At 40.4% G+C, this 17,294-nt stretch carries 17 protein-coding genes; 12 read left to right on the plus strand and 5 right to left on the minus strand.

The window, feature by feature from the left end; all coding sequences use genetic code 11:
• Positions 1 to 5: 5 nt before the first annotated feature.
• Positions 6 to 578: a DUF3109 family protein gene (locus ABT310_RS07110; protein WP_375326049.1), complete on the plus strand. Its 573-nt coding sequence runs from the start codon at positions 6 to 8 to the stop codon at positions 576 to 578.
• Here ABT310_RS07110 and ABT310_RS07115 read toward each other — a convergent pair.
• The 4 genes from ABT310_RS07115 to ABT310_RS07130 form a co-directional block, all read right to left on the minus strand.
• A complete protein-coding gene (locus ABT310_RS07115; protein WP_375326050.1) occupies positions 568 to 2,532 on the minus strand; it encodes a tetratricopeptide repeat protein in 1,965 nt (654 codons plus the stop codon). The two genes, ABT310_RS07110 and ABT310_RS07115, sit on opposite strands and share 11 nt — an antisense overlap.
• Before the next feature lie 15 nt (positions 2,533 to 2,547).
• Positions 2,548 to 3,282, minus strand: coding sequence for a LytR/AlgR family response regulator transcription factor (locus ABT310_RS07120; RefSeq protein WP_375326051.1), 735 nt, complete (start codon positions 3,280 to 3,282; stop codon positions 2,548 to 2,550).
• Positions 3,283 to 4,285: 1,003 nt separating this feature from the next.
• A complete protein-coding gene (locus ABT310_RS07125; protein WP_375324118.1) occupies positions 4,286 to 4,939 on the minus strand; it encodes a gluconate 2-dehydrogenase subunit 3 family protein in 654 nt (217 codons plus the stop codon).
• Entirely contained in the window at positions 4,939 to 6,657 is a 1,719-nt protein-coding gene (locus tag ABT310_RS07130; RefSeq protein ID WP_375326052.1) for a GMC oxidoreductase, read from the minus strand. The genes ABT310_RS07125 and ABT310_RS07130 overlap by 1 nt, the downstream gene beginning before the upstream one ends.
• Positions 6,658 to 6,792: 135 nt before the next feature.
• Here ABT310_RS07130 and ABT310_RS07135 point away from each other — a divergent pair, with 135 nt between their 5' ends.
• From ABT310_RS07135 to ABT310_RS07155, 5 genes are read left to right on the plus strand one after another with little or no spacing between them, the layout of a single operon-like run.
• A complete protein-coding gene (locus tag ABT310_RS07135) occupies positions 6,793 to 7,791 on the plus strand; it encodes a sugar phosphate isomerase/epimerase family protein (RefSeq protein ID WP_375326053.1) in 999 nt (332 codons plus the stop codon).
• 22 nt (positions 7,792 to 7,813) lie between these two features.
• A complete protein-coding gene (locus ABT310_RS07140) occupies positions 7,814 to 8,257 on the plus strand; it encodes a DinB family protein (protein ID WP_375326054.1) in 444 nt (147 codons plus the stop codon).
• 19 nt (positions 8,258 to 8,276) lie between these two features.
• Positions 8,277 to 9,530, plus strand: a complete 1,254-nt coding sequence (locus ABT310_RS07145) for a nucleoside permease (protein WP_375326055.1) — start codon at positions 8,277 to 8,279, stop codon at positions 9,528 to 9,530.
• Positions 9,531 to 9,561: 31 nt separating this feature from the next.
• Positions 9,562 to 10,800, plus strand: coding sequence for a sugar MFS transporter (locus tag ABT310_RS07150; protein ID WP_375326056.1), 1,239 nt, complete (start codon positions 9,562 to 9,564; stop codon positions 10,798 to 10,800).
• Between the two features lie 24 nt (positions 10,801 to 10,824).
• The gene (locus ABT310_RS07155) at positions 10,825 to 11,961 is read left to right on the plus strand and encodes a Gfo/Idh/MocA family protein (RefSeq protein ID WP_375326057.1); all 1,137 of its coding nucleotides are present in this window, start codon (positions 10,825 to 10,827) and stop codon (positions 11,959 to 11,961) included.
• 43 nt (positions 11,962 to 12,004) lie between these two features.
• Here ABT310_RS07155 and ABT310_RS07160 read toward each other — a convergent pair whose 3' ends face one another.
• A complete protein-coding gene (locus tag ABT310_RS07160; protein ID WP_375326058.1) occupies positions 12,005 to 12,469 on the minus strand; it encodes an ASCH domain-containing protein in 465 nt (154 codons plus the stop codon).
• A 161-nt stretch (positions 12,470 to 12,630) separates the two neighbouring features.
• Between ABT310_RS07160 and ABT310_RS07165 the strand changes: the two genes are divergently transcribed.
• The 6 genes from ABT310_RS07165 (at position 12,631) to nadD (ending at position 17,293) form a co-directional block, all read left to right on the plus strand.
• Positions 12,631 to 13,683 (plus strand): sugar phosphate isomerase/epimerase family protein, encoded by a 1,053-nt coding sequence (locus ABT310_RS07165; RefSeq protein ID WP_375326059.1) that lies wholly within the window; start codon positions 12,631 to 12,633, stop codon positions 13,681 to 13,683.
• Positions 13,680 to 14,420 carry a DUF1080 domain-containing protein gene (locus tag ABT310_RS07170; RefSeq protein ID WP_375326060.1) on the plus strand — a complete coding sequence of 247 codons (741 nt, stop codon included), beginning with the start codon at positions 13,680 to 13,682 and terminating at the stop codon, positions 14,418 to 14,420. Before ABT310_RS07165 ends, ABT310_RS07170 begins: the two co-directional genes overlap by 4 nt.
• A gap of 2 nt (positions 14,421 to 14,422) precedes the next feature.
• Entirely contained in the window at positions 14,423 to 15,178 is a 756-nt protein-coding gene (locus ABT310_RS07175) for a DUF1080 domain-containing protein (RefSeq protein ID WP_375326061.1), read from the plus strand.
• A 76-nt stretch (positions 15,179 to 15,254) separates the two neighbouring features.
• A complete protein-coding gene (locus ABT310_RS07180) occupies positions 15,255 to 16,112 on the plus strand; it encodes a YicC/YloC family endoribonuclease (protein WP_375326062.1) in 858 nt (285 codons plus the stop codon).
• On the plus strand, positions 16,112 to 16,705 hold the full coding sequence (gene gmk, locus ABT310_RS07185) for a guanylate kinase (RefSeq protein ID WP_375326158.1): 594 nt from the start codon (positions 16,112 to 16,114) through the stop codon (positions 16,703 to 16,705). Before ABT310_RS07180 ends, gmk begins: the two co-directional genes overlap by 1 nt.
• 3 nt (positions 16,706 to 16,708) lie before the next feature.
• On the plus strand, positions 16,709 to 17,293 hold the full coding sequence (gene nadD, locus ABT310_RS07190; RefSeq protein ID WP_375326063.1) for a nicotinate (nicotinamide) nucleotide adenylyltransferase: 585 nt from the start codon (positions 16,709 to 16,711) through the stop codon (positions 17,291 to 17,293).
• The last annotated feature ends 1 nt before the right edge of the window (position 17,294 follow it).

Genomic DNA, 17,294 nt, shown 5'->3' on the forward strand with positions numbered 1-17,294 from the left:
CTGATATGTTCCAGATAGGAAAAACCATTGTTTCCGAAGATATATTGGAAAACGACTTTGTGTGTAATTTGAATGCGTGCAAGGGTGCTTGTTGTGTAGGAGGGGAGTATGGTGCCCCTGTGGAAGATTTTGAAACGGATAAACTGGTAAACGTCTATGAGGATGCAAAACCATTTCTTCGTCCAGAGGGTATAAAAACCATTGAGGAGCAAGGTGCTTTTGTAAAAGGAGAAGATGGGGAATGGGAAACTCCGTTGGTGAACAATAACGAATGTGCTTACGTTGTTTTCTCCGAACAAGGTGTTGCTAAATGCGGTCTTGAGGAAGCTTATGAAGCTGGTGCCACCAAATGGAAAAAGCCGATATCTTGTTATTTATACCCTGTTAGAACCCGAGAGTACACAGAATTTACTGCTGTGAATTACCATAAATGGGAAATTTGCGACCCAGCATGTAGTTTGGGAAAAGAACTAAAAGTTCCAATTTATAAGTTTGTGAAAGATGCCCTGATTCAAAAATTTGGTGAAGCTTGGTATAAAGAATTGGAACAAGTGGCTGAAGAAAACACTAAATCGTAGGGATATCCAATATTACTTTGGTGCCGTTTGGGTCCCCATGTTCGTTGAACAAGTCCATAATATCCACATCGAATTTGTTCTGATAGTCCCTTGAGAAATTGGCCAAACGTTCTTTTGTAATATGGATACCCAATGACTTCTTTTTAAGTACACGGTTTTCCTTGTTTACTTCGGCCATGGTCCTACCAATACCATTGTCTATCACTTCAATGCTCACATGGCCTCGGTCTTTATTTTTTACATTAATCTGGATGCTCTTTTCACCATCTTTTGGTGACAAACCATGCCAAAGTGAGTTTTCCAAGAAAGGTTGTAGGGTCAATGATGGAATTTTAATGTTATCGATATTGATATCGTCTTCTACATTGATTTTAAAATTGATTTCATTGGAGAATCGAATGTTTTCGATATTCATATACAATTCTACCGTTTCCAATTCTTCGGCGAGGGAAATTTCTTTTTGGGAAGAAGCCTCTAAGATTTTCCGTACCAATTTGGAAAACTTGTTGAGGTAGTGCACGGCATTTTTCTGTTCGTTATTAATGATGTAGAGCTTAATGGAGTTTAGCGAGTTGAACAGAAAATGAGGGTTCATTTGGCTACGCAACATCTTTTGCTCCAAGGTAAGCACACGCTTTTCATTTTTGCTCTGGTATTGGCGGTACAAAATGTATAGAATGGATGAAATAAGGCCAACAATCAAGGCACTTACCAAAAATGTGGTCTCATTCTTTTTTAGGCGCAGGCGGACGAGTTCATTTTCAGCGGCCAAAACAGCAATTTGATTGTTCTTTTTATCATCTTCATACTTTTCGATGATATCGTTCATGTACCTTAAATTGATCGCGCTCGAAATTTGCTTGTCGTACTCATCTGCCTTTTTGTACATTTCGTAGGCAGCTTTATAATCTCCTCTAGCATTTTCCAGGTCCGACATTTTTTGATAGGCATAGAGGATATTGCTGGGCATGTTTCTGGATTGTGCCATGTCCAGACCTTCCTGAATTTCTTCAAAGGCTTGGTCATAATTGCCCAACTTAGTGTTGGCCCAGCCAGAATTTATATAAACATAGGAGGCAATATATAGATCTCCTATTCTTTTGGATTCATCTTTTAGCGGGTTTAACAAGGTAAGTGCTGCATAGGGCATATCTTGTTTCAGATAGATTTGGGCCAAACTGTTTTTACAGATCACCCTACCAGAATCAGAATCAATATCTTCATTATAGGCTAAGGATATTCGATAGTTTTCCAATGCTCCATCCAAATCGCCCTTTTGCTCCAAACAATATCCAATGTTTTGGTAGTTGATGGCCAATCCCAATTTATTGACCAGCTCTTCTTCCAGATCCAATGCTTTTTCAAATTGTACAATAGCTTGGTCGTATTGCTCTAGGGTTAGATAAAGGTTGCCAATTCCATTATGCGAGACATTAATGCTTCGCTTAATATGGTGAGAAGGGTTCTCCACGTTTTCTGCAAGTTCCAAAGCTTGTTGGTGATAATCCAAAGCAGTCTTTATAGCGTCCATTCTTCGATAGACTACACCTAGCATATTTAAACTTAATATTTTAAAATCTAGACTATTGGCCTCTTCCGAAATTGCAAGTGCTTTATCGTGAAGATCTACTGATTTTTGGAACTGGGAAAGGTTTCGGTAACTTCTGCCCAATAGGTTTAAGGCATAGGCTCGACCTTCTAAATAATGATATTCGTTGGCGACTTGGTCAAAATAGCGAATCAGCGTAGTGTCATTCTTGAATTCATCAAGATCTTCATCAAGTGATTCATAACTAGGAGACCTAAGTTTAACAAGGGTTTCAGCAACTTCCTTAAATTCTTCGGAGATTTCTTGTGCGGGTAAAATTTGGAAGACAAGAAACAATAGAAAAACCAGAGTAGTTCGAGTTACTCGATGCAGGGTTTCGACTTGTTTGAACTTTACGATGGGCACGGGAAATTTTGCAATTTAAAGCATATCCAAAAAATCGGACTTTTTTTGACGTGAAACAGGTATTTTATGATTCGATTCCAAAACCACGTAACCGTCGGTTTTTAGAAATTCTTTTATTTTGTTGAGGTTGATGATATATGAGTTGTGAATCCTAAAAAAACTGGATTCTGGCAACAGCGCATTGACTTCCTTTAGCTTTTTGGTCAGTAATATTTTCTGGCCGTCTTTTAAAAAGATGGTGCTATAGTTGCCATCAGATTCCGCATAAAGAATGTCATCACTATTCAAAAACACCAGTTTACCATCAGTATTAATGGTTATTTTCTTACTGTGCGATTCTGAATTGAAGTTAAGCAAAATTTTTTCAAGACGTTCAACCGTCAGGCTTTTTGCATTGTATTTTTTTATTTTGGCGATGGTAATTTCAAGGTCATCCGTGTCGATGGGTTTTAACAGATAGTCAATGGCTTCGTTCTTCAAAGCTTGCAGGGCATATTGGTTGTATGCTGTTGTGATTACCACCGGAAAGTTTTTGTTCTTTAGGTTTTTAATGAATTGAAAGCCATCCATTGCAGGCATTTCAATATCTAAAAACAAACAATCTGGTGTGTTGTGCTCCAAATAATCCAAGGCTTCCCTCGCATCTGTAAAGGACGCAATAATATCCACTTCATCACTTAAATTGGTTAACTCCCAACTTAAACTCTGAAGTGCTTTTATCTCGTCGTCAACTATAACTGCTTCTAACATAGAATGAGGTATCTGTAAAATCAAATTTAGAATTTATCCATTTATAACACTAGAATTATGTGTTAATGGATAAATAGCACGTATAATTGGTATAAAATGTTAATCCTTAAGATTTATCGGTGTAACCAGGCCTGTTGGACTATATGTTTCATGAACTAAAGCATAGATCGCGTAATATTCAAACACCAACTATACAAAAAAAAGTACAGTTTATACATAGCCTTTAAAGCTCATTCCTATTGTTCTCTATATTCGAACTGTCAAAAAAGGGTTCGCCCTAATAAAAATAACCCGCTATGAGAAAATGCATTGTGCTTTTTTTGATTTTTGTAGTAGCACTGGTTATTGCAGTCGTATCCCAGTCCAAAACGGATAAGTTAGATGCCAGTATGGAAAACATATTGGTGAAAAAATAAGGAATTCGACACTTGTTCTTAAAATTATTGTATTACCAAAATAAATTGTACGGCCACAGCAACCAATCATCTGATTGTTAAACCGCTTGCAAAATAAAATCTTCGATAAAGTTTTTATCTGGATTCGATATTGGGTTTCGGGGGAACTACCTAATTTGAGGAAGGATATGGATTAACTTTACGAAGAGGCCGTACGCTTTGGTAATATATTTTGTATTTCGTCATACGTTTATAGGCCATGAAACAGCAAATGTTTCGTGGCTTTTTTTTGTTTTAAAATTGAGAGCAAACAATGTGGTTTTTGCGTGCACACCTAGATGTCAACATTTTATGTTAAAAACTTTGCGCTGTTTTTGATGTTAATTTTTTCATCATTTCTATTCAATTTTAAATCTTTGCCAAATCTGTTCCTTTTTTAAAGAATAGAACTCTTTTGTAGTTTGTGCTGAACTATATCAGCACACGTGATAGTGTTTATTGATTTATGCCTCGGAAATGTTCACCCCACATAAGAACGTTCCGAGGTATTTTTTTAAATAAAAAACCCTCCAAAAATTGGAGGGTTTCATCTTTAAATAGTTTGCTATTTAGATAGACCAAGCTTTTCCACCGGTAAGGGTGTTCAGGTCCCCACAGGCAACATACTCACCTGGAATCGGCAGATAGGCCAAAACCTCTTCACCCACATATTCAGATGATTTGTAGGCCCAAGTGGCCAGATCCCTCAATTCGGTCGCGAAAGAAAAGCGGGAGATCTCATCGTCCAGGCTTGCCTCCCCACCTTTCATAATAGCTTCCATGTAATTCATGATGGCCTCGGATTGCAGTTCCTCCTCCTCGTCGGAACGTTTGGTAAGATAGGTCTTGAGAACCGGCTCTATGTCCGCTGGTTCAATGTCCATCAAAGATGCCTTGCCCGAATCGGCCAATACCTTGTCGTAGAACTTGTCCATCTTCATCATCACAAAGTCCCTTTGTTCCAGTGGCATCACCTCGTCCAGATAGGCATCGATAAAGGTGTGCACGTTCACTTCGGTGGCCGAAGGCGTGTCGGTCTTTGGAAGGATCACGTCCAAGGTCTGTGCCAGGGCAAATCCCTTGTCCTTATCCAGGAAATTGGGTGTCCATTCCGCAAATGCCGGTTGGTCCTTGCAGCTGTTCAACAGGGACAGTAAGGTAGGGGTGGCCACGGCGTACCCGAAGGCCATCCCCATATTTTTGAGTGCTGATCTTCTTTCCATTATATGTTTCCTTTTTTAAGTTCTTGTACCGCATGGTTGGCAGCTCTGGCAGTGAAGGCCATATAGGTCAACGAAGGGTTTACACAACTGGCGGATGCCATAAAGGCTCCATCGGTCACGTAAACGTTCTTACAGGCATGTACTTGGTTGTGTCCGTTCACCACAGAAGTTTTAGGGTCACGACCCATACGGGCGGTTCCCATTTCGTGAATTCCAAGACCCAAAGCATAAGGTCTGTCATAAGGAGTAATATCTTTAGCTCCCGATTTTTCCAACATTTGAACAGCTTGGTCCTGCATATCCTTACGCATGTTCAGTTCGTTTTGTCTGATTTCCGCGTCAAAAGTTACGGTGGGCAATCCCCATTTATCCAGTTTGTCGTAGTCAAGGATCATTTTGTTGTCATGGTATGGTAAAATCTCACCGAACGCAAGCATGTTCATGGTCCAGCCACCAGGTGTAAGTACAGCATCTTTATACGCGGAACCGTATGTAGCTTCAGCAACTAACTCTTCATAGTTTCCTCTAGAGGCTCCACCTTGGTAACCATAGCCTCGAACAAAATCTTTCATATCCGAATTACCACCCAAATTTCTAAATCTTGGGATATAGGTTCCATTGGGTTTTCTTCCTTTGTAAAATTTGTCCTCAAATCCTTCAAACTTTCCATTGGCGCCTACCAAAAAGTGGTGGTCCATAATATTATGGCCCAATTCACCAGAATCGTTACCCAATCCATTCTCGAACCTATCAGATTTGGATTGCATCAAAATGGATGTGGAAGCAATGGCTGATGCACATAGGAAAATTACTTTTGCCTTAAACACAAACTCTTCCTTGGTTTCCCTGTCGATTACTTTAACTCCTGTAGCCAATTTGGTGTCTGGGTCATAGATCACTTCATGAACGATGGAATCTGGTCTTAAAGTAAGATTACCGGTTCGCTCTGCTGTAGGCAAGGTAGAGGAAACACTGCTAAAGTAGCCTCCAAAAGGACATCCTCGGATACATCTGTTTCTAAACTGGCAACGCACACGACCGTCCCCTTCGAATTTTTTGTCACTATTTATATGGGCCACCCTACCAGCAGTTACCACACGACCATCAAAATGCTCGGCAACCTTACCTTTAACATGGTCCTCTACGCAGTTCAATTCCATCATGGGCTCAAATTGGCCATCGGGCAATTGTGGAAGTCCCAAAGTTTCACCAGAAACCCCAATAAAGCTTTCCACTTTATCATACCAAGGGGCAATATCTTTATAGCGAACAGGCCAGTCAACTGCTATGCCCTCATTCTTGTTGGCGGCAAAATCAATATCGCTCCAACGGTAACTGTGACGTCCCCACATAATGGAACGTCCACCCACATGGTACCCACGCATCCAATCAAAGCGCTTGGTTTCGTTGTAAGGATGTTCTAAATCGTTGACGAACCAATGCTTGGAGGCAGCCCCAGTGGTATACCCTGTTCTGGATTGTTTTTCTTGTTGTTTAATGTCTTCTCTAGTGGCTCTTCCTGCATGTGGAAAATCCCAATCGTCCTTATTGGCCGTTGGGTAATCTTCACGGTGTTTAACCATCGGGCCACGTTCCAAGACCAAAGTCTTTAGACCGTTTTCACACAGTTCCTTAGCGGCCCAACCGCCGCTGATGCCCGTTCCTACCACAATGGCATCATAGGATTCCTGTTCCTGGTTGTAATAAAATTTACTCATTTATTCGGATTGTTTATTTGCTAAATGTATTAATTATTAAATTAATTTTCTACATTTAAACCCTATGTTTATTGAGAATTCAACACTATAACGTTGTAGTTTTTGAGTTCCACATTAAATTAACTAACTAAAGATATGAACAGAAGAAGTTTAGCTAAAAACAGCATTTTAAGCTTATTTGCAGTCGCTCTATTGGGAATTTATTCCTGTAAGCAAAATCCTAAGAAAGAAAACGCAGAGGAAACCACTGCCGAAGTTGTTGTAGACGAAGAGACCAAGCCGGATATTAAATTATCGTTGGCCCAATGGTCTTTGCACAAAATGATTTTAGAAGAAGGAGTTGATCCGTACACTTTTGCAGAAAAAGCCAATGAATGGGGATTTGAAGGCTTGGAATATGTAAGTGCTTTATACTACAAGGAACTACAGCCTGCCAATTTTTCGGAAGAAGCCATGAATAATTGGGTGGCAATAAGTAAGGCCGAAAGCGAAAAGTATGGGCTCACCAATTTATTGATTATGGTTGATGGACAAGGTGATATTGCCATTGAAGATGCTGCCAAAAGAAAAGAAGCTGTAGAAAACCATTACAAATGGGTCGATGCCGCCGCTGCTTTGGGGTGCCATTCCATTCGAGTAAACTTGAACGGAAGTATGGACCCAGAAGTTTGGATGCCTGCTTCTGTAGACGGACTTACCCAATTGGCAACTTATGCAAAAGATAAAAACATCAACATTATCGTGGAGAATCATGGTGGACCATCATCAAATGCAGAGATGTTGGCCGAGGTAATGAAGCAGGTTGGAATGGAAAATTGTGGAACGTTACCAGATTTTGGAAACTTCTGCATCAAAAGAGAAGCTGGTGATTACTATTCTTCAGCATGTTTGGAAGAATATGACAAGTACAAAGGCGTAAAAGAATTAATGCCCTATGCAAAAGGTGTAAGCGCCAAATCGTACAGCTTTGATGAAGAAGGTTACGAGACTAGAGTGGACTATCCTAAAATGATGGATATTGTACTTGAATCAGGATACGAAGGTTTTGTCGGAGTGGAATACGAAGGTGCTGAACTGAGCGAGGAAGAAGGTATTGTGGCCACCAAAAAATTGATTGAAAAAGTTCTAGAGTAAGATTAATTATGTAAATAGGTCCATGAAGTCATTTTTTCATGAACTGTTCGATTACAATTTTTATTGTAACAAAACAATAATTCGGCAGTGTGGTACCATGGATCAGGTGCCAGACAACGTTGAAAGACTTTTTAGTCACATTTTAAATGCCCATCATATCTGGAATCACAGAATGTTGGGCATTCCAAGTGTGTTAGGGGTATGGGATATACATTCTTTTGTTAAATGGGAAGATATCCACTATGAAAACCAACGCACTTCTTTTGAAATTATCACCAATACGGATAATTTTGAAAAAAGGCTGGAGTACGAAAACAGCGAGGGAAGGACCTTTGCCAATCAAATGAAAGATATCCTTTTTCATGTGATCAACCACTCTACGCACCATAGAGCACAAATTATGGTCGAAATCCGGAAAGCAGGTTTTGCTCCGGACCCATTGGATTTTGTGCATTACAAACGATGAAGAACCGACTAAGCACAACATGAATATAAAAACCAAAATCCAGCTGTCTTTTATGATGTTCCTCGAATTTTTTATTTGGGGCGGTTGGTTTGTTACCTTAGGAATTTATTTATCGAAAACATTGAATGCAAGCGGGGCAGAGACCGCTCTTGCTTTTTCAAGCCAGTCCTGGGGAGCTATCATTGCACCATTTATCATTGGTTTAATTGCAGACAGGTACTTTAATGCAGAACGTATTTTAGGGGTGCTTCATTTAATAGGTGCATTTTTAATGTATCAAATGGCATCGGCTGATAATATGTCGGTTTTTGTTCCCTATATATTTGGATACATGATTGTTTACATGCCAACATTGGCTTTGGTGAATTCGGTTTCATTCAACCAAATGAAAGATCCTTCAAAAGAATTTGCTTTTGTTAGGGTTTTTGGGACTATAGGCTGGATAATATCTGGGTTGATTTTCATAAGTCTAATTTTTAAATGGGATGCTCCAGAAAATGTCGCTGAAGGAGCGTTAAAGAATACTTTTATAATGACTGCAATTGCCTCTGTGGTTTTGGGAGTATTTAGTTTTACCCTTCCTAAAACACCACCTAAAATCTCAAAAGGAGATAAAGTATCGATCACTGAAATTTTGGGACTGGATGCACTGAAATTGTTAAAGGACCGAAACTATTTTATTTTTTTCATTGCATCCGTTTTAATTTGTATTCCCCTGGGGTTTTATTATCAACTTGCATCGCAGTATTTAAATGAGATAAATGCATCCATAAATATGTTAGGGTCGGAAATTGGTCCTGCAGGAATGATGACGATCGGACAAATATCTGAGGTGATGTTTATGTTGCTATTACCATTTTTCTTTACCAAATTTGGATTTAAAAAGACCATTTTGGTGGGGATGTTGGCATGGCTCGTTCGGTATTTGTTATTTGCTTATGGAAATACAGGGGAATTAATTTTTATGTTGATCATAGGAATTGCTTTGCACGGAATATGTTATGATTTTTTCTTTGTATCTGGTCAAATTTATACAGACACCAAAGCGGGCGAAAAATATAAAAGTGCGGCCCAAGGGTTGATTACCTTGGCCACATATGGAGTGGGTATGCTAATTGGGTTTTGGGTGGCTGGTCAAATTGTGGACACCTATGAACTTTCTGAAAATACTCATGATTGGGTGAGTGTATGGAAGTTTCCCGCCATTTTTGCACTTGGCGTAGGAATTCTCTTTGCATTCTTGTTCAAAGAAGAGAAAGTAGAGTACAAATAATAAGAATAACCAAAAATTAACTGATACAAACATGAAAAACGTAAACAAAAACCAGCTTTTTTTAGCTGCCTGTATTTCGCTGGTCGTAACATCCATGACCTTTGCCATTAGAGCAGGTATCCTTACCCAATTGGGTGAAGAATTTGGGATTTCCAATCAACAATTGGGATGGATCAATAGTATGGCCTTTTTGGGCTTCCCGTTGGCCATGATATTTGGGGGGTTGCTCTACAATAAAATTGGTGCCCGAAAACTTATGGTAACCGCATTTGTGTGCCACCTTTTAGGATTGGTGCTTACCATTGTGGCAGGAGGTTTCTGGACCTTGATCATTTCCACCTTCTTTATTGGATTTGCCAACGGTTCCGTTGAAGCGGCCTGTAACCCTATGATTGCCGATATGTATACCAAAAACCGTACGGCCATGTTGAACAAGTTTCACGTTTGGTTCCCTGGGGGTATTGTAATTGGTTCTTTAATTTCAAAGTTTATGACAGATTTTGGAATGGGATGGCAATTACAGATTGGCGTAATGTTGATTCCGACCTTGATTTATGGATATATGTTCTTTAAACAAGAATTTCCAGAAAGCGAGCATATTGAAACCGATACCGCCAAAAACATTAGGTCACTTGCCGATCCATTGTTTATTTTCATATTGATCTGTATGACCTTGACCGCCATATCTGAGTTTGGTCCACAACAGTGGGTGGAACGTATTCTTGGAAACTCAGGAGCAAGTCCAATGTTGGTTTTGGCCATGGTAACCGGTATTATGGCAATTGGCCGTTATTTTGCTGGACCCATTGTACACCGTATCAACCCTATTGGCGTGTTATTGATGTCTGCCATTATAACAACAGTGGCTGTATATAGCATGAGCATTGCTGAAGGATCTATGATTTACCTCGCAGCCGTTATTTTTGCCTTGGGAGTTTGCTATTTTTGGCCTACTATGATCGGCTTTACCTCTGAGTACCTCCCTAAAACGGGAGCTTTGGGAATGTCGTTGGTGGGTGGAGCAGGAATGTTCGCCACCTCTATTTGGCAGCCCGTTATCGGTGGCTGGTTGGATAGCGCCAAAGAAGCAGCTGTGACATCAGGATTAACTGATCAGGTGGCAGAACTTTCAGCAGGCAAGGCAACCCTCGGGAAGATGATGTTTTTCCCATTGGCGGTAGCCGTGTTGTTTGCCATTTTGTTTTTGTTCCGTAAAAAATTAGAAGAAAGAAGAGTGCCGCAAGAGCACACATCAGAAGAAATTTTATAACCCAAAAATTAATAGTAAGAGAAAATGCCAAAAAAAATTAGACTAGGAATACTTGGAGGAGGAGGAGATTCCCTAATTGGAGTTTTACACCGAGTAGCATCCTTTATAAATGATAATTATGAAATTGTTGGGGCAGTTTTTAACCCTAACTTCGAGGATAACGTTGCCTTTGCAGAAGAGATAGATGTTCCAACCAACCGGATCTATAAAGATTTTGATACGTTGGTGGAAGAAGAATTAAAGCTTCCGGAAGACGAGCGTATTCAAGTTTGTTCCATTCTAACCCCAAACTTCTTGCACTTTCCAATGGCTAAAAAACTTTTGGAAAACGGTTTTCATGTCATCTGTGAAAAACCAATGACCACCACTTATGAGGAAGCCTTGATTTTGCAGGAAACCTTGGAAAAGGCCGGCACAGTGTTCGCAGTGACGCACACTTATACCGGATACCCAATGGTACGTCAAATGCGCGAAATGATTAAGGACGGGGTTATAGGGAAGGTGCACAAAGTAGATGCGCAATATTACCAAGGTTGGATGAATCCTGTTATCCACGATAAGGAAAAACGAGGAACGGTTTGGAGATTAGATCCAAAAAAAGCGGGAATCAGTTCTTGTATGGGAGATATAGGGGTACATGCCTTTAATATGATAGAATTTACCACTGGTTTGCAAGTGCAGTCTTTGCTTTGTGATTTTAACTATATGTACGATGACAATGTGATGGATATGGACGGAACTGCCCTTATTCGATTAGATAAAAACGTAAAGGGAGTTATCAGGGCAAGTCAAGTGGCAACAGGTGAAGAAAACAATCTGACCATTGCTATTTATGGTGAAAAAGGAGGCTTAAAATGGGAACAAGAAAATCCCAACTACCTTTACAAGTTGAACGACCCAGAACCATTACAGGTGTACAAGCCAGGTCATGCCTACAATTCCAAACTGTCTTTGGACGGAACTAAATTACCTCCGGGACACCCAGAGGGAATTTTCGACGCTATGGCCAACATTTATTTGGGAGCAGCCAAAGCTATTCGTGGTGAAGAATATAACAGCGGAGAATTCCCAACCATGTTGGACGGAGTTCGTGGTCTCAAATTTATAGAGAACACCGTAGCTTCCCACAAACAAGGGAATATTTGGATGGATATGGACTAATTAAACCCTAAAAATCAAAATAATGGCTGCCTTTAGGCGGCCATTATTTTTTGTAGAGCAGTTCAAATTCTTCAAATACTACGATCATACTTTCTTTTGGAGCAGCGCCCAGACTTGCCAATTCACGGGTATAATAATCCCAATGCGTTTTTTTCCAATATTCAAGACTTTTATCACCTTCGCCCTCCAATCTTGCGTGCTCCTCCTTAACGCTAAAATAGGGCAGTAACTTTACCCCAGTGGTTCTAATAACACACTTTGCGTTTCCGCCCCAGTCTGTAACCACATAAAAATCGCCAATTTTGGGGAGTTTTTCATTGCGTAACTGAAGCCCTTTTAACGAATGTGTGGTAGCTCTTTTAGTTTCTTTACAGATCAATTCCGAACACCTATCGGCATCCGTTTCATTATCATAAAAATGAATCACCTTGGGCGCATCTTCCGAAGCAAATTCCAAATGTGCGTCTAAAAAGTCACCCCAAAGATTACGGGCAGAAGCATTTTCCATAAGTAGTATTTAAAAAAATCGCTAAACTATATTAATTGTTAACGAATCCCTATATTTATATCTTACTACATGAGACATAAAATTAACATAGTTTTTTTCTTAAATATAGAAGATAAATCCCAATTATGTGAGGATTTATAAATTCCTAAAAATCAATATCAATGAAGACAATTAAAGGGCCTGCCGTATTCTTGGCACAATTTGTAGATAGTCAACCCCCTTTCAACTCTTTGGATGGTCTTTGCAAATGGGCATCCGATTTGGGGTACAAAGGTATTCAGATCCCTACTTGGGAATCTTTCCTGATAGATTTGGACAAAGCGGCGGAAAGCCAAGATTATTGCGATGAGCTGAAAGGAAAAATCAACTCCTACGGTTTAGAGATTACCGAACTTTCTACACACTTGCAAGGTCAATTGGTTGCCGTGCATCCTGCGTACGATATTATGTTCGATAATTTCGCGCCAAAGGAGCTGCATGGAAAGCCTAAAGAGCGTACAAAGTGGGCCGTGGAAACCGTAAAAAAAGCGGCAACCGCTAGCCGTAGATTGGGACTAAATGCCCATGCTACATTTTCAGGTTCACTACTTTGGCATACGGCTCACCCTTGGCCTCAAAGACCTGCTGGATTGGTAGAAATGGGATTTGAAGAACTGGCCAACCGTTGGATACCCATTCTAAACCATTTTGATGAAGAAGGTGTTGATGTATGCTACGAAATCCACCCTGGAGAAGACCTTCATGATGGAGATACCTTCGAGCGCTTTTTAGCGGCAACGGGCAACCATAAAAGAGTTAATATTCTGTATGACCCAAGCCATTTTGTGTTGCAACAATTGGATTATATCGAGTACATTGATTTTTACCACGAATTCATCAAATCGTTCCACGTAAAAGATTCAGAATTTAATCCAACCGGAAAAAAAGGAGCTTTTGGAGGGTATAACGATTGGGTAGACAGAGCAGGGAGATACCGCTCTTTGGGCGATGGTCAAATCGATTTTAAGACCATTTTCTCCAAACTGACTCAATACGGATGTGATGTTTGGGCCGTAATGGAATGGGAATGTTGCATTAAAAGTCCTGAGCAAGGTGCTAGGGAAGGTGCCAAGTTTATCCAAGATCATATCATCGAAGCTACCACCAAGACATTTGATGACTTCGCTGGAGCAGAAATAGACAAAGAACAACTAAAACGAATATTAGGATTATGAGAAAACCACTATTATTAGCCGTCTTGGCCGTAACCTTTGCATGCAAGGAAAAACCAAAAGAAAAGGTTGAAGAAGTAGCTGAAGAAGTTATTGAAGTAGTAGAGGAACCCGAATGGACAGTATTGTTCGACGGAACTTCCTTTGTTGGTTGGCATTTTTACAACGGAGGCGAAGTAACCGAACCTTGGGTGTTGGAAGATGGCGCCATGGTGCTTTACACTCCAGACCCAAGACCAGAAGGAGCCAATTATAACCTAGTAACCGATAAGGAATACACCGATTTTGTATTGACTCTGGAATGGAATATTGCCGAAGGAGGAAACAGTGGTTTCTTTTGGGGTGTAAAGGAGGGTGAAAAGCATAGTCAACCCTTTTATACGGGGCCAGAGATTCAAGTGTTGGATGACGAACGCCATCCTGATGCTAAGAACGGCGAGGACCGTTTGGCGGGCTCTTTGTACGATATCGTGCCACCATCGGAGAACTCAGTGAATCCTGCTGGGGAATGGAACTCTGTGGAGTTGATGATCAACCACAAAACCAATGAAGGCCATGTGATTCAAAATGGTGTAAAAATCGTGGAATTTCCTGTCAACAGCCCTGAATGGGATGCCTTGGTGGCCAAATCAAAATTTGCAGATTGGGAAGATTTTGCCAAGTTCACCACAGGAAAAATAGGTGTACAAGATCATGGTGACAAAGTCTCATTCAGAAACATAAAAATTAAAGAACTATAAGCATGTCAAAATTAACAAACGGACTATTGGCTCTTAGCCTGCTTGCCTGTGGATTTGTTTTCGCTCAAGAGGTAGAGCCCACCAAGCCTGAACAAACTGAATTTTACGAACCAGTACCCCCAAGAGTAACCCCTGGAACCAATGGCTCTGCTCCAAGTGATGCCATTGTACTTTTTGATGGTTCCTCTTTGGACAAATGGATAAGTTCTGTTGATAGCACGGCTGCCAAATGGACCTTGAACAAAGATGGTAGTATGACCGTCAAGGACAGAACAGGAGATATCCAAACCAAGCAGAATTTTGGGAGCATTCAACTGCATATCGAATGGAAATCACCTGCCAAAGTGCAGATGGAAGGACAGCACCGCGGGAATAGCGGTATTTTTTTAAATGGCCTTTATGAAGTGCAGGTGTTGGATAATAATGATAACCCGACCTACGTAAATGGGCAAGTTGGATCTATTTACAAGCAACATGTGCCTTTGGCCATGGCTTCGGTTCCAACAGGGGAATGGAATACCTACGATATTATTTACCATGCACCTGAATTTGAAAAAGGTCAAAAAGTTAAATCGGGAACCTTGACCGTTATCCACAATGGTGTTTTGATTCAAGACCATGTGGAAATTAAAGGCACCACACCTTACATTGGGTGGCCCAAAAATCCAGTTCACGGAAAGGGACCCCTAAAATTGCAGGACCATGGTGACAATAGCCGTGTAAGTTACCGCAACATTTGGGTTAGGGAGTTGGATTAGTCCAACTTTCACAACAGTTTAATTGCCAAGGGTACAAAAGCTATTTTGGTTACCTTTGGCAAAATTTCTTTTGCTTATGATTCAATCCATGACAGGCTTTGGGAAGCATGTAATTCAACTTCCCTCCAAAAAAATTACCATTGAGTTGAAATCGCTCAACAGTAAAAGTTTGGACATCAATGCCAGAATTCCACAAGCGTATCGAGAAAAGGAGCTCGTGCTTCGCAAAATGATTGCGGACAGTCTGGTGAGAGGTAAGGTCGATTTTGGATTGTACGTAGAAATTACGGGGGAAGAAACCACAGCCGAAGTAAACCAAGGTGTGGTGAAAAACTACATGAGCCAGTTGGCGAAAATTGCCGAAGGAGACGATATTAAATTATTGGAATTGGCGCTTCGTATGCCCGACACCCTAAAAACCGACAAAAACGATATTGACGAGGAAGAGTACAAATCCATTGTTTCGGCCATGAAAGAGGCGTTGAGTAACATTGTCGAGTTCAGAAATGAAGAAGGCGAAGTACTCGAAAAGGACTTTGTAGATAGGATCCAAAACCTAAATCGTCTCTTGGAAGAAGTAAAAACCATGGATCCTGAACGTTTAGGTGCTGTTAGGGAGCGATTGGAGCGTGCCGTTGCAGATCTTAAGGTGGAGCTCGATGCCAACAGGTTTGAGCAAGAATTGATTTATTATCTCGAAAAGTACGACATCACCGAGGAAAAAGTGAGGTTGGCCAATCACTTAAAATATTTTGAAACCACTTTGAATTCCCAAGAAAGCAATGGAAAAAAATTAGGTTTCATTTCACAAGAGATTGGAAGGGAAATCAATACCATTGGCTCCAAGGCCAACTATGCCCCTATGCAACAATTGGTAGTGCAAATGAAGGACGAATTGGAAAAAATCAAGGAACAAATGCTTAATGTTTTATGATGGAAGGAGGTAAGCTTATCATATTTTCAGCTCCATCTGGCAGTGGTAAAACTACCATTGTCAAGCATTTATTGGATCAACCCGAACTTAATTTGGCATTTTCCATTTCGGCCACATCCCGTCCACGGAGAGGTAAGGAAAAAAATGGGGTCAATTATTACTTTATGTCCGTTTCCCAATTTAAAAGACACATAAAGGATGGTGATTTTTTAGAATGGGAAGAAGTGTACCGCGACAATTTTTATGGAACTTTAAAAAGTGAGGTGGAGCGTCTTTGGGCCGAGGGCAAGAATGTGATTTTTGATATTGATGTTTCAGGGGGACTTCGAATTAAGAAGAAGTTTCCAGAAAAAACCTTGGCTGTTTTTGTGAAGCCGCCAAGTGTTGACGAACTTAAGATAAGACTCAAAAAGCGAAGCACAGAAAGTGAGGATAAAATCAACATGCGTATTGCGAAAGCATCCGTTGAGCTAGCAACCGCACCTCAGTTTGACAAGATCATCAAGAACTATGATTTAGAGGTCGCTTTGGATGAAGCCCATAAATTGGTGGCCGATTTCGTCGGGGTCGAGATTCCACCTAAAGAAGATTAAACCATGAAAAAGGTAGGGCTCTTTTTTGGGACCTTCAATCCTATTCATATAGGCCATTTGGCCATTGCGAACCATTTGGTTGAGTTTTCCAATTTGGACGAGGTTTGGTTCGTGATAACCCCGCAAAGTCCATTTAAGACCAAGCAATCGCTTTTGGATGATAATCACCGCTATCAAATGGTTTACGAAGCCGTAAAGGATTACCCTAAGTTACAACCCAGCAAAATTGAATTTGATTTACCACAACCCAATTACACCATCAATACCTTGGTGTATTTGGCAGAAAGGTATGGTGAGAACCATCAATTTGCATTGATCATGGGAGAGGATAATTTAAAAAGTTTTCATAAATGGAAAAACTACGAGACCATTTTGGAACTTTATTCCATTTATGTGTATCCAAGAATTTCGAATGGAGAAATTGATCATCAATTTAAGGATCATCCAAAAATTACAAAGGTTGATGCGCCCATCATGGAGATATCATCCACCTTCATTCGCAAGGCCCATAAAGCAGGCAAGAATATTCGTCCGTTGTTACCCTTTTCGGTTTGGACATATATGGATGAAATGAATTTTTATAGGTAGC

Origin of the sequence: Flagellimonas cixiensis (assembly GCF_042134615.1) — a bacterium.
Taxonomy (GTDB): Bacteria; Bacteroidota; Bacteroidia; order Flavobacteriales; family Flavobacteriaceae; genus Flagellimonas; species Flagellimonas cixiensis.